The organism is Alteromonas sp. HB246098 (assembly GCF_054890645.1).
This window is the reverse complement of sequence record NZ_JBTZUG010000010.1, coordinates 136,846-150,841: the sequence shown is the minus strand read 5'-3', so window position 1 is coordinate 150,841 and position 13,996 is coordinate 136,846. Positions and strand designations below refer to the sequence as shown.

Genomic DNA, 13,996 nt, shown 5'->3' with positions numbered 1-13,996 from the left:
AATGGCACCGTTTTCAGTGGTTTGCGATTTTATTCAAAATATTGGGTGAAAAAGCGTGAAGCGAGTACAGCATAATGCGCTCTAGTTATCACTGTATCTGGCGCAAAGCTCGCAGTAATAGTTGGCGTAATGCTAAATGGGCTTTGCTCTACACCAAACTCAGCGTTAATAAGAGACAACGTCAGCGCTAACTGCACATATCCCTTCATATCAGCCGGAATGCTTTCTTGGTCTTCTAGAGTGATTTGTTCACCATTATAGTCAACAACGATGTCGGCATTGGGGTCGAAACTAAGTGCTGCTTCTTCAAGGCCTAACATTTGCACTAGTGAATAAGCGATGTCTAACTTGGTTACGCTAGCAAAGGGGTCTGCGCTACCGTCTACGCTTCTTAGAACAGGCGCTTGTGTACGAAGCTTATCTTTAAGTGCGCCACCTTTAACCATGACCGATTCTACAAACGCTTTATCAAACCCAGGAACTGAGCCAATGTTAGGGCGCTCCTCATTTAGCAGGTCACGGTATTGTCTTACGGCACCGCCCATTACTGCATAGCGAGCAAAGTCTTTACGTTTAAGACGGGCGTCTGGCGAGAAACCACGGCTGTTGATGGCATCCATTAGGCGTTCGCTAACGGCGAATTCAATGGCGTTTTGCTGAGGATGACCTTCCACATCATCCATACCTTCAAAGCCGCCGCTATTTTCAAACGATACAGTTACGTTGAACGTTTCAGGCAGGCCCGGGCCGTTAGTTAAACCCAATGGGTCGGCCTCGATACCAGACAGCGACGTCAACCCATAGACATATACGCCCCAAGTGCCCGGCATCGCAGGAGCAGCGACACGCATGGTGGTTGTAAGCACAGGCGTTGTCAGATTGCCGCGATATTCAGTGCCGTCTGGCGCAACAAGAACAAGTTTGGTTAAGTTTGCGAAACTATCGGCAGACGCTTTAACAAGTACTTCTTCTGTTCCAACTTCAAACTCCATGACTTCGGGAGCGCCTACTGGAGAGTAAAAAACATCGAAGTTTTCTACACGGTCGCTGGTGGTCACTAGCGCGTTTGCTTTAAAGCTTTTGCCATCTAGATTGTTAACCGTAACTTTATGATCCATGTCTTCAAGAAGGGCCGCAGCTACCGCAGAGCGCGCGTTAACATAACCCGCACCCACTTCCCAGCGCTCGTAACCAGGCATATTGGTAGCAGTCTCTTGAAGCAAGCGCTTTATGGTTAAGTTATCAAGGTTCGGGTTGGCTTCTAACATTAACGCGATGATGCCTGAAACATGTGGCGTTGCCATAGAGGTACCAGAGATCATGGTGTAAAAAGGAATGTTTTGCGGCTCAATGGCATCAATATCCCCATCACCGCCATTAGCTGCCGCATTTAAAACCGCACGAGTAGAGATAATATCTACACCTGGAGCGACAACGGTTACGTCGTTTGTATACGTCCACTCAGTGCCATCGGGCATAGTAAAGTCACCAGACTCGCCTTTAAGACCACGAGATGAAAAATCTGCAAGTTTGCCAAACTTATCGCCCGCACCCACAGAAATTCCCCAAGGAATTTGCGCGTATGGGTTGTGTGAGTCTTCACCAGGGCCGCTGTTACCCGCCGCGAAGACACTAATCATTCCCATTGTGTGCGCTTTATAGCTTGCCAACGATACAGGGCCAAGTGGTTCATACTTGCCGCTTGAGCCCCATGAATTACTGATGACTTTGATAGGGTTATCAAAGGTGTACTGCTTACTTATCGCATAATCAAAGCCGCCTATGGTATCAAGTAGCAATACCGCTGCCCCTGAACCATAACCAATAATATCAGCATCTGGCGCTGCACCGCGGTGCTTGCCGTCAGACATAGCGCCAGTACCTGCAATAGTGCCTGTTACGTGAGTACCGTGACCTGAGTTTAAGTCGGTATTTACTTGGTTAGATAGCGTTGGTCCCGTTATGCCAACAATAGACAACGCGCCTGGGTTCAATATCGCTTGCACATTATCAACAACGGTATCGCCAAAGAAGTGGTCTTGGTGAGAAGCATCAATACCAGAGTCAATGACTAAAACCGTTGACCCTTTACCAGTAAATTCAACATTGTTGCGCGATGCAAATGCTTCGCCCTGCATATCAGCAACACCCGTTATTTCGCGCGCGTCTGCGTTGTATAAGCTCATCTCACGGTTTGCAAATACTGAGCGTACCCCGTCAAATTGTGCAATAGCTTCAATTTGAGCCTTAGTGGCTACTACACCAATAATTGGAAGGTTTTTAAATTGAACGCCTTCTGTAATCCCCAAGTTTAATAGTTGAGTAATTTGAGATTCAGCAAGAGGCGACATCTGATCGTACGTAACAACCGCCATTAGTGATTCTGTAGGGGATAGCGACACTAATTTATCGGCCATTTGAGAGCCAATGTAAGCGTCGGCTAGCGTGTGAGCCGAAGGACTTGCCAGCATTGCAGCCGCTAAGGTAGATAGGGCGAACTTCTTCATATTCTTCTCCAAATTCTAAAGGCTGCGGTTTGCTTGGGTATCGGCGTACGTCATCGCAGCAAGGTACGCTTTAATAGTGACTTTTTGAGAAGGGGCGGAACATAGGGGTTTCACCCTAATTATAAGATTTTTTTAAATAGCAGAACGTTCAAAAATGCTACAAAGGTTTAATAATAAAACGCGTATTAAACATCTATATTGTTGACGTATGTTGATGTGTTTTCAGCGTTTATTAGTTTTTCTTTATGTAGCTAATGCTCGCCTTTCTCCCATGAGGAGCTTGTCATGAAGTTCGATTCTATTAAATCTCGCCTAGTTTTAATGACCCTTGTTTGCGTTATTGGTATGGGGGTATTAGTTGTTAGCCAGCATTACTTCACCCAACGACTTATAGGTTTACATCAGCAGCGTGATGTATTGCTAAGAATGGGGCAAGATCTGCTGCAAATGCGACGACATGAAAAAGACTTTCTTCTTCGCCACGAGACGGCTTATTACGACAAGTTCCTTGAGCGAAGCTATGAATTTAAAGGGCGGCTAACAACGCTTGTTCCCTTATTTAATGAGTACAGATTGCCTGTGGCTGACGTGGAAAGCCTGTCATCTTCCATGGAAGCCTATAGCGGCACATTTCGACAGGTTGTATCGCTTCAAGAGCGCATCGGCTTAACGCAAAACGATGGTTTAAGAGCACGTATTACCGAGTTAGAAAATACCCTTAACGAAGGGCAGCTTGCACAAGGCTCGCAAGCGAGTGAACTGTTGACTAATATTCAACTGGCAACGCGTAACTATCAGATAAACCAAGAAGGCGTGTACGCAAGGCAAATGATGACGTTGAGTGAGCGTTTAGTGGCCGAAAATGGCGGTACCGCTTTACTGAACGGCACTTTGGTTCAGTATAGAGAAGCGCTTTTACAGTTAGTTGATGCATTTACTACCTATGGCGTAACTCATAATGAAGGGCTTCGTGGTGAATTTAGACAAAGCGCTCACAATGTTGAAACTCAGCTAAGAGGTGTTGATGCCGCTCTGCAACCTATGATTGAGCAACAAGAAGCAAAAGTACGTATTTATAGCTTAAGTATTGCCGCGCTTACGTCTGTCGTGTTAATTCTGGTGCTGATCAAGAGTTTTGCGACATTTCATCGAGCATTTGTTAACTTTCTTACTTTCTTTTATCGCTGCAAGCGTCAGTATCAAATGATTGATACCAGAAAGTTAGGATTTGCAGAGTTAAAGTCACTTGCAGAGCTGGCGAATGAAATGGTCGAGTCGAAAAGAGATATTGAGGCACGCCTCGCCAGCGTAGAAGCCGAGTTGGCCAACAAGAAAGCCTCATAGCTTTCATTTAAAAAAGCTATAAGTAGGTAGATTTTCTAAAGCGGCCGACTCACTATTGCATTAACAAGGTATAAGCCAAGGTAGAAGCAAAGATGAAGTTTAACCGCTTAGGAAATAGCGACCTAGAGGTGTCAGACATCTGTTTAGGAACAATGACATGGGGTATTCAAAACACCCAGCAAGATGCAGATGAACAAATAGCTTACGCCCTTGATAAGGGCGTTAACTTTTTAGATACCGCGGAAATGTACCCCGTTCCCCCTAATGCGCAAACCTATGGCGATACAGAGCGAATTATAGGTAATTGGATCTCGCGAAATGAAGCGAAGCGCTCAGATATTATATTAATGACCAAAGTTGCTGGCAGCGGCTTGAAGTATATCCGCAATGCTGGGCCAATTACGTCTGATGCTGTTAGCAACGCGCTTACTGATTCGCTAGAGCGTTTAAATACTGACTATATTGATGTTTACCAGCTACATTGGCCGAACAGGGTCACGCCACATTTTGGAAAGCATTGGCCTGATGGCGCGGATCCCACCGAAACGAATCGCGAAAAAGAAATAGAGGGTATGCGCGATATTCTCATGGGAATTAAGCGCGCATTAGACGAAGGAAAAATAAGACACTGGGGGCTGTCGGACGATACGCCTTGGGGCATTCACATTTTTCTCACCCTTTGCAAAGAGCTCGATATGCCCCTTCCTGTATCTATCCAAAATGAGTTCAGCTTACTGCACGCAAAAGACTGGCCGTATTTAATTGAAATGTGTGAACTAGAAAATATCGCTTACCTGCCTTGGTCACCATTAGCAACAGGCATGCTAAGCGGCAAATACCAAAACGGCGCTCGACCAGAAGGTAGCCGGTGGACGCTAGCTCAGCGCATGGGGCTTTTTAGAGATAAAGCGCCTGCGCAGGCTGCTACAGCAGAATATGTGAAAATTGCAGAAAAAGCAGGAATAACACCCTCGCAATTAGCGCTAGCATGGTGTCAGCAAGTACCTGGTGTAACGTCTACTATTATTGGGGCAACAACAATGCCTCAGTTAAAGGAAAATATCGATGCGTTTGATATCACGCTCTCAAACGAGACGTTGGAGGAAGTTCACAAGGTCTTTAGACAATATCCGTTAGGCTTCTAAACGCGATTTTTTCCAGCTTAAAATGGCGAGCTTTACTAGGGCTAGTTGATATTTGGTGTATATCAAATATCAACTAGCCCAGAGTATTTATCGTCATTTTTGTGTAATACGCACGTCATACTATAAATTTTTCAAGTATGAATCTGTGCGTATTATGTCAATGATTGACCCCCAAGCCGCTCAAACTCAAGCTGCTCAAAACAATGTGGTAGAACACACACACAATGGGCGCAAATGGCTTCTTTTAGTCTTGTTAGTGTATGTAATGTTGCTTGCCGTCAGTATGATTGGCAGCGGCTTTAAATTTGCTGCAGGCGATCACGCTAAGGCCCTTTTCAGCTTTGCCTCTAACCCTGTGATGGGGTTAATTATCGGTATGGTTTGTACTGCGCTTATTCAGTCTTCAAGCACAGTTACCTCAATTATAGTTGGGATGGTGGCGGGTGGCTTACCAATAACCATTGCTATACCCATGATGATGGGAGCAAATATTGGAACCAGCATAACTAACACCTTGGTTAGCCTAGGGCATGTTGCAAGAAAAGAGGAATTTCAACGAGCTTTCAATGCAGCAACAATCCATGACTTTTTTAACGTGTTATCAGTGTTGATATTCTTGCCGCTAGAGATGGCGTTCGGAATTTTAGAGTTTTTGAGCGGCCAGTTAGTTGCTCTGCTCCACACGGGTGAAGCGATGGGAGTAGGGGGCTTTAACCCAATAAAAGCGACGACCCAACCCATTACCGACCTTATAACTCAAGGCTTTTCATTTTTACCCTCCATTTATCCGGGTGTAGCCAAAATTATTCTTGGCATAGGCTTAATCATGCTTTCCATTACTTACATGGGTAAGATTATGAAATCGCTTATGGTAGGTAAGGCGAAAGCTCTATTACATACCAGTATTGGTAAGGGGCCGCTCTCCGGCATTGCCTCAGGTGCAGTAATGACTGTGCTAGTGCAGTCATCATCAACCACAACGTCACTTATGGTGCCGTTGGTGGGCAGTGGCATTTTAAAAGCTAAGGAAATTTACCCGTTTACTCTGGGCGCGAATATAGGAACCTGTATAACTGCGCTCATTGCGGCATTAGGCGTAGCTGGCGTAAACAGTGGTTTCGCATTACAAATTGCGCTGGTACACCTTATTTATAACGTTTTGGGCGTTACGCTAATTTACGGGTTACCTTTGTTGCGTAATATTCCACTTAATTTGTCTTACCAACTATCGGTTGTTGCTGCAGAACGAAAAATGTATGGCGCAGCTTATGTAGGCGGGTTATTTTTCATTATGCCCTTGGGCATAATTTTTACTACCATGTAAATGCTTAAGAAAACTAGAACGCTCTCTTAAGAACAAAAAAACGGCGCTGATGCGCCGTTTCTTAATTAGGTTTCAGTATGTGATTAAAACGCGTATTTAGCTGAAACCTGGAAGCGGTTCATGTCGCCTTCAAGGCCTGCTTCAATTTCGCGCTTTGCGAACGCATATTCAGCACCAACGGTTAGTGCCTTAGTTGGTGAGTACAAGTAATTCACACGTGTACTATAAGTGCTCTCAGTGGTATTTAAGCCTGTGAGTGACACATCATTGTCTGCTTCAAACGCTGAGAACATGATGCTACTGCGCGCTTTTTCGCTCCACTTATGACGGTATGCAATGCCGTAACCCGTTGAGTCGATGGCTTCAAGGTCACCGCTTTCAGTAAGCACTGCACCATTTACGGCATTAAGTGCAGAGTATCTGCCTAAACCTTTACCTGTATTGAACGTGAAGCGAATGTCATCGCCATTCGACAGGTTGTATTTACCCGTTACCGATACACCGAAGCTGGTTTCGTCAGCGTCAATGCCAACGGCATTGTCGTAAGACAACTGTCTTAGTAAGCCCGCAACTTTAACATAACCCCAGTCATACTTTGACGTATAGGCAGCTACAAAGTCTGGAACGCTGTTGTCATCACTTGTGATTCGGCCGCCGCCACCAAAAGGCGTAATGGTTGATTCTGGGTTTTCAAGGGCAAGCTGAAGGCCGCCGTTGGTATATCTCACCATAACTTGACGACCAAAGGTAATGCCGTCAGTCGTACCGATGAAATCTAGTGATTCTGGTAGTGAACCTACATCCATGAATGTCGTCCAAGTTTGACCTACTAACCAGTTTTTGTAGGTCAGGTATGCGTGACGAACACGAGGGACGTAAGAGTTACTGATACGCTCATCACCGCCGCTAGTTACAATAAAGTCGAGCTCGAAAACACCGTTAATGGTATCGCCTTCAGCGGTCGGTGTTGAAGTAGCGAAGCGGAATCGCGACGTTCGAATGTGCGCATCAAATTGTGGATCTTCGTCAAAGCCATCAACAGGTGTTAGTGAAGGAATATAGAAATCGCGACCTACGCTACCCGATGCAATGGTGCCATCTGAATAGTCGCTTACCATAGCGTCAACTTTAATATAGCCCGTGAATTTCACACTAGTGTCGCCGATTGTTGCTGCTTGTGCTGTGCCGCCCGCTGCTGCCAGGCACAGCGCTACTGCGGTAGCGGTATTTTTTATTTTAGCTTTCATCGTGTCTGTTCCAAAAAAGTGGTTAAATAAATGTAAATTCAACGTTAACATCGCTGATTGTGTACTTATTATCTCAAATTTAAATAAGCCGATGGTCGCATAAGACTATAGTCTTACTACTATTAGTCTAACTTTTTTATTAATACCTTAGTTTTATGCTGCTAAGACCAAAGTCTCATTTTGCTTTGTGGGTGAATAGCTAGAGTGTTTCACCATACAACAAGATTTTTACATTATTGATATTGGAGGCAATCTTTATGACCGCCAGCAAAACCTATCCTGTGCCTGAGAACATTCTTCAATCTACTCATTTAACTGCATCGCAGTATGGCGAGATGTATAAGCAGTCAGTTGAGGAACCAGAAGCGTTCTGGGCTGAGCACGCGTCTATGCTTGAGTGGTACCAAAAGCCAACCAAAATTAAAAACACCATGTTTGGTGAAAATGATGTGTCTATTAAATGGTTCGAAGACGGTGAGTTAAACGCTAGCTACAACTGTATTGACCGTCACTTGGCAAACAATGCCACAAAAGTTGCCTTTCACTGGGAAGGCGACTCACCGGAAGACAGCCAAGATGTGACATACCAACAAGTGCATTATGAAGTATGTAAGTTAGCGAATGCACTTAAAGAGATGGGAGTCACAAAAGGTGATCGCGTCGCCATTTACATGCCTATGGTACCTGAAGCTGCCTACGCAATGCTTGCGTGCGCACGTATTGGTGCAGTTCACTCGGTAATTTTTGGTGGTTTCTCACCAAACGCTATCGCCGATCGTATTAACGACAGTAGTGCAAAGGTTGTTATTACTGCCGATGAAGGGCGCCGCGCAGGAAGAAGTATTCCGCTTAAAGCCAACGTCGATAAAGCGTTGGCCGATGATGCCTGCCCGTCTATTACACATGTGTTAGTACATAAACTAACGGGTGGCGACGTAGACTGGAACCAGAAGCACGATGTATGGTGGCATGAAGCTGTGGACGGTATGTCTGCCCAGTGTGAACCTGAAGTAATGAATGCGGAAGACCCGCTATTTATTCTCTATACATCAGGTTCTACGGGTACGCCAAAAGGTGTGGTTCATACAACAGGCGGTTATCTACTTTATTCCGCTATGACCTTTAAATACGCTTTCGATTACAAAGACGATGACGTTTATTGGTGTACTGCTGATGTAGGCTGGATCACAGGTCATAGCTATATGGTTTACGGCCCTATGGTAAATGCTGCATCACAAGTGTTCTTCGAAGGTGTACCGACTTATCCAGACGTAAAACGCATAGCTCAGGTAGTAGAAAAATACAAAGTAAACAGTCTATATACTGCGCCAACCGCTATCCGCGCGTTAATGGCACACGGTGACGTGCCGGCTGAAGGGTGTGATTTATCGTCACTTCGTTTGCTTGGTACAGTGGGTGAGCCAATTAACCCAGAGGCGTGGGAATGGTATCACCGTGTTATTGGTGAAGGTCGTTGCCCTATTATCGATACATGGTGGCAGACTGAAACAGGCGGACACATGATTTTGCCTCTGCCTGGCGCGACAGAATTGAAACCTGGCTCGGCAACCCGTCCGTTCTTTGGCATACAGCCAGCGCTATTTGACGCTGACGGTAATGAACTTGAAGGTGCGGCAGAAGGTAATCTAGTGATTAAAGATAGCTGGCCAAGTCAGGCTCGAACGGTTTATGGCGACCACCAGCGCTTTATCAATACCTATTTTAGTGCTTACAAAGGTGTGTATTTTACAGGTGATGGTGCACGTTGTGACGAAGATGGCTTTTATTGGATAACCGGCCGCGTAGACGACGTACTAAACGTGTCTGGTCACCGTTTAGGTACCGCTGAAATAGAAAGTGCGCTTGTTGCCCACTCAAAAGTGGCTGAAGCTGCGGTAGTCGGTTTCCCTCACGATATCAAAGGGCAGGGGATTTACGTTTACGTTACGCCTAATGAAGGTGTTGAAGCAGATGAAGCGCTGACTAAAGAGCTTAAAGCGTGGGTGCGCCAAGAGTTAAGCCCTATTGCTACTCCAGATATGATTCAGTGGTCGAACGGGCTACCTAAAACACGCTCTGGTAAGATCATGCGTCGTATCCTGCGTAAAATAGCGGCCAATGAGCACGAGCAATTAGGTGATACATCTACATTGGCGGATCCATCGGTTGTTGATACACTGATAGAGGAACGTCTAAATAAGTAGAATTAAGGATATAGACAATGATAACCCTTCTAATCGCTGATGATCACCCGCTGTATCGCGATGCACTACGAGGCGCGTTGTCGTTGTCACTTCCAGCCCTTACTTTAAAAGAGGCGGGAGACCTAAACACCACAGTCGATATCCTTAATAATGAGGATATCGACTTATTGCTTCTTGATTTGCATATGCCTGGCAGCAATGATTTATTCGGCTTATTGCATATCCGAAAACTTTTTCCTGAACTGCCCGTTGCCGTGGTTTCTGGTACGGAAGACACCACGCTTATTTCAAAAATCATCAGCGTAGGAGCACTCGGTTTTATTCCCAAAACTGCCAGTGCACAAGATATTGCAAACGCAGTAGAAGCTATTTTAGATGGTGACGTGTGGTTGCCTGAAAACTTAAGCGAAGATGTTGATGAGGTAAACGAAGCGTTTTCTGAACTTGCTGACAAAGTCGCGTCGCTTACGCCATCGCAATATAAGGTGCTTTGCTACATGCGAGATGGTTTATTGAATAAGCAAATTGGTTTTAATTTAGATATTGCTGAAGCCACCGTTAAGGCGCATGTTACCGCTATCTTTAAAAAGTTGGGCATCAACAACCGTACCCAAGCGGTACTTATTGCTTCGCAGCTTGAGCTGGAGCCACCGGTTCAGTAACATCGTGTTTAAGCACGGCTTCAGACATAGCAAATTCAGGTAAAAACTTTTCTAACGCCAAGCGGCTTTGCTCGCTCAATAGCGGGTTATTGATTTCAATAACCGTACGCCCATCAATTAAGCTCAACCCTTCTTTAAAGTTCTTATGTGCGAGCAGTAATTCTTGAAACTTCCCGGTTTCAAACAGCATCAGTAGGCCTTCAGCGATACGCCTTGCTAATGCCTGATTATCACTGCCAACAAAGAAAAAGATAGGGCTTGGGTATGAAATGATAAGGTTATCATCAATAGTTAAGCCTTTAGATAAGGTTTTATCGGCGAACTCTTCGTTAATTTCCATCACACTTCGTGGAAATATGTCGGCGAACCCTTCCGAAATAATGCGAAATGAAGCGCGATACGTGGTTTCTAAAACGGGGATATCATTAGCCCGAAAAATCTTTGTATCAGGCCAGTCATACCCCAAAACCGCGCGAAACTCTTGGAGATCTGCAAGGTTTTTTACCTTTTTTAGTCGCACATCCCCTTCTTTGACAAACAAGGCGCGCTTACCAAATAGCCCAGCCATGATGGGAATGCGAATAGGGAGGAACTGGCGCTCGCGCTCGGTTGACGTTACGCTCCACGTTACGTCTAGCATATTGTGCTCTAAGCTACGCAACTGGCGTTCTTGGGCCGTTTCTTGGTTGCTAACAATAAGTTCAAAGGTACCGTACTGCGACTGTGTAACGCGCAAAGCTTCCGTTAGCAGTGACTTAGCGTAAGAGTAAACGCTATCCCTCCCAGGGTGGACATTGGGTAATCGTAAAACGGTATGAGGCAAGTCTGCGCTTACCTCATCAGATGACTGCTGTTGCCCGTGAACAACAAAATGCGCAAGTAAACTCATTAATAAAATGATACGGCTTAATGATTTAGCTTTGATATCCATATTTTTAACTCATATACGTGGCGCGAGCCCTGCTACGTGCTTTGCTAAAGTATAGCCCCTTTTTTAGCTGCTAATCTTTTCCTGTAAGTAAAAAGTCGTGTTCGGGGTCTACAATAAACTGTCCACTCATCGCCTCTCTGCCAAGTAGCATTAAGTAAGTCATTTCAGAGCGGTCTGTAAGCGTTAACTGAATATCCCACTGGTAGCCGTCCATTATTATAGGCGTAATTATAACATAGCGCTTCTCAAGTGTAGCCGTAGAGCTTTTTACGCGCTTTTGCCCTTCAACGCGTGCTTCTCGGCGAACCACACGTTCAACATTGTGAATGTCTGGGTGAATATCAAATTTAATCCATAATTCACCGTCTTGTTCAAACTCTTCAATATTGTCTACGTGAAGCGATGACGTGGCAGCCCCTGTATCCACGCGTACGTTTAAATCAGAGATAGCAAGTTTAGGTAAATCGCACAGTTCTACCGCACCAACAATTTTCTTATTGTTCATCAGTCTTTCTACCAATGTTAAAGAACAGGCCCCTGTTCTGGTGGTAATAAATTGTCTTGTAATAGTTCTACATGTTCAGCAACCGTATCAGGCTCTGAGAAGTAGGCAATGTGGTAAACAGCTTCACCTTCTTGTGTAAGCGGAATATTTTGTTTACCAATTACGACCCCTTCGGCTGGGCTTTCAAGGCTATCTAAATAGTTGCCAAACGGGTCAGCAATAATGGCCAGTTTATCACCTTTTTCTACGTGATCACCCAATTGAGCTAAATGCGTCACAAAGCCACTTTCTGGCGCGCGAACCCATCCACTTTGCCTTGCTATAAAGCGTTCAATACTATGGCCTTTGCTACGGCTTTTATTCAGCATACCCAAATGACGCATAGTATTAATAATACCTCTTACGCCCGCTCGAATAGAAAATTCATCGTAACGCAGCGCTTGGCCTGCTTCGTACAGTAAGATTTTAACGCCGCTTTCACTGGCGGCTTCGCGCATTGAGCCGTCTCGTAATTCGGCATTAAGCAAAACCGGTACGCCAAACGCTTTGGCCATTTCTAGTACTTCAGGGTCGTCTAGATCTGCGCGAATTTGAGGCAAATTACTACGGTGAATAGCGCCCGTATGAAGGTCGATGCCCACATCGCATTTACTTACAACTTCTTTAAAAAACAAGTTCGCTAGTCGGCCGGCAAGCGAACCCTTTTTACTGCCAGGAAAACTGCGATTTAAGTCGCGTCTGTCGGGTAAATAACGAGATTGATTGAGCACGCCATATACGTTAACCATTGGTACTGCTATCAAGGTGCCTCTTAAACGCTCAATAGCTTTTGAACGAATAAGGCGACCCACTATTTCAATACCGTTTAATTCGTCACCGTGAATGGCTGCGCTAACGAACATAACAGGGCCTGGTCGCTTTCCTCGTTTCACATAAACGGGAATGCTCATGTTGGTAGCCGTGTATAACGGCGGCATCTCCAACTCAATCTTCTTTGTTTCGCCAGGAGCAATATTTTCACCCCCAATTTTTAAAACATCATTTACCACTAACGTTTTCCTATATTTACGTTATTGCGTAGGTTGAAGGGGCTAGCCCTTTCCACGGGTTTTTGTTTTGTGCGGCTCTGCGCTCTTTTCAATAAATTCAATAATCATGCTGGCAACGTCTTTGTTGGTCGCCTTCTCAATGCCCTCTAAACCCGGCGAAGAGTTAACTTCCATGACGACTGGGCCATTGTTCGAGCGAAGAATATCTACACCGCAGCAATTAAGGCCCATAGTCTTCGCGGCATCTACCGCAGTTTTACGTTCAGCAGGGCTTAAGCGAACCAAACTTGCTTGACCGCCTCGGTGAAGGTTAGAGCGAAATTCTCCCGGGGCAGCCTGACGCTTCATGGCTGCAACCACTTTCCCACCTACAACGAAGCAGCGAATATCAGCACCGCCGGCTTCTTTAATGAACTCCTGTACCAAGATACTGGCGTTTAGGCCCATAAAAGCTTCAATAATTGATTCGGCGGCTTTTTGTGTGTCTGCCAATACCACACCAATACCTTGCGTGCCCTCTAGCAGCTTAATAACCACTGGTGCGCCACCAACTGTCTTGATTACGTCATCAATCTTGTCCGGGTGGTGAGCGAAGCCGGTTCTAGGCATGCCAATGCCTTTGCGTGAAAGTAGCTGTAGCGAGCGCAGTTTGTCCCGAGAACGGCTAATTGCAACTGACTCGTTAAGGCTATACGTCCCCATCATTTCAAATTGGCGAACAACAGAGGTGCCGTAAAAGCTAACAGATGCACCGATACGCGGTATCACTGCATCATAATAAGGCAGTTTTTTACCGTTATAGCGAACAGACGGTCGCGCGCTCGTGATATCCATGTAGCAGTGCATAGTGTCGATAACGTCGACCTGATGCCCGCGAGCCTGCCCAGCTTCCACCAAGCGTGAAGTAGAGTAAAGACGTGGATTTCTTGAAAGAATAGCGATGCGCATTATGAAAAGGCCTGTAGTTTGTGATTTATTTTGTCGTTGAATTGACGAGTCATTTACCACGTTGAAGCGTGATTATAATTTAACACGTTAGAACGTGATTATTAATTAGACAAGTCATTTTTGCGCGCAT

The 13,996-nt window shown here is 45.3% G+C and carries 11 protein-coding genes; 5 read left to right on the top strand and 6 right to left on the bottom strand.

Features of this window, described 5'->3' with window-relative positions; genetic code table 11:
* Positions 1 to 29 precede the first annotated feature (29 nt).
* A complete protein-coding gene (locus ACYTPF_RS18065; protein WP_461853176.1) occupies positions 30 to 2,507 on the bottom strand; it encodes a S8 family peptidase in 2,478 nt (825 codons plus the stop codon).
* Positions 2,508 to 2,792: 285 nt separating this feature from the next.
* On the opposite strand from ACYTPF_RS18065, the gene ACYTPF_RS18060 reads away from it, so the two are divergent.
* From ACYTPF_RS18060 to ACYTPF_RS18050, 3 genes are all read left to right on the top strand, one after another.
* A complete protein-coding gene (locus tag ACYTPF_RS18060; RefSeq protein WP_461853175.1) occupies positions 2,793 to 3,851 on the top strand; it encodes a chemotaxis protein in 1,059 nt (352 codons plus the stop codon).
* A 92-nt stretch (positions 3,852 to 3,943) separates the two neighbouring features.
* Complete coding sequence (locus tag ACYTPF_RS18055) at positions 3,944 to 4,996, top strand: aldo/keto reductase (protein WP_461853174.1); 1,053 nt, start codon at positions 3,944 to 3,946, stop codon at positions 4,994 to 4,996.
* Positions 4,997 to 5,150: 154 nt separating this feature from the next.
* Entirely contained in the window at positions 5,151 to 6,320 is a 1,170-nt protein-coding gene (locus ACYTPF_RS18050; protein WP_179985269.1) for a Na/Pi symporter, read from the top strand.
* Positions 6,321 to 6,403: 83 nt separating this feature from the next.
* On the opposite strand, the gene ACYTPF_RS18045 is transcribed toward ACYTPF_RS18050, so the two are convergent.
* Positions 6,404 to 7,567: a DcaP family trimeric outer membrane transporter gene (locus ACYTPF_RS18045; protein WP_461853173.1), complete on the bottom strand. Its 1,164-nt coding sequence runs from the start codon at positions 7,565 to 7,567 to the stop codon at positions 6,404 to 6,406.
* A gap of 257 nt (positions 7,568 to 7,824) precedes the next feature.
* On the opposite strand from ACYTPF_RS18045, the gene acs reads away from it, so the two are divergent.
* Positions 7,825 to 9,771 carry an acetate--CoA ligase gene (gene acs, locus ACYTPF_RS18040; protein WP_461853172.1) on the top strand — a complete coding sequence of 649 codons (1,947 nt, stop codon included), beginning with the start codon at positions 7,825 to 7,827 and terminating at the stop codon, positions 9,769 to 9,771.
* Between the two features lie 17 nt (positions 9,772 to 9,788).
* Positions 9,789 to 10,433, top strand: coding sequence for a response regulator transcription factor (locus ACYTPF_RS18035; RefSeq protein ID WP_179984661.1), 645 nt, complete (start codon positions 9,789 to 9,791; stop codon positions 10,431 to 10,433).
* On the opposite strand, the gene ACYTPF_RS18030 is transcribed toward ACYTPF_RS18035, so the two are convergent.
* From ACYTPF_RS18030 to rimK, 4 genes are all read right to left on the bottom strand, one after another.
* On the bottom strand, positions 10,393 to 11,364 hold the full coding sequence (locus tag ACYTPF_RS18030) for a type 2 periplasmic-binding domain-containing protein (protein WP_461853171.1): 972 nt from the start codon (positions 11,362 to 11,364) through the stop codon (positions 10,393 to 10,395). The two genes, ACYTPF_RS18035 and ACYTPF_RS18030, sit on opposite strands and share 41 nt — an antisense overlap.
* Before the next feature lie 70 nt (positions 11,365 to 11,434).
* Positions 11,435 to 11,869, bottom strand: coding sequence for an ATP-dependent zinc protease family protein (locus ACYTPF_RS18025; RefSeq protein ID WP_039216432.1), 435 nt, complete (start codon positions 11,867 to 11,869; stop codon positions 11,435 to 11,437).
* 17 nt (positions 11,870 to 11,886) lie between these two features.
* A complete protein-coding gene (locus tag ACYTPF_RS18020; protein WP_136783819.1) occupies positions 11,887 to 12,918 on the bottom strand; it encodes a succinylglutamate desuccinylase/aspartoacylase family protein in 1,032 nt (343 codons plus the stop codon).
* Positions 12,919 to 12,960: 42 nt separating this feature from the next.
* Entirely contained in the window at positions 12,961 to 13,866 is a 906-nt protein-coding gene (gene rimK / locus ACYTPF_RS18015) for a 30S ribosomal protein S6--L-glutamate ligase (protein ID WP_039216404.1), read from the bottom strand.
* Positions 13,867 to 13,996: the final 130 nt, after the last annotated feature.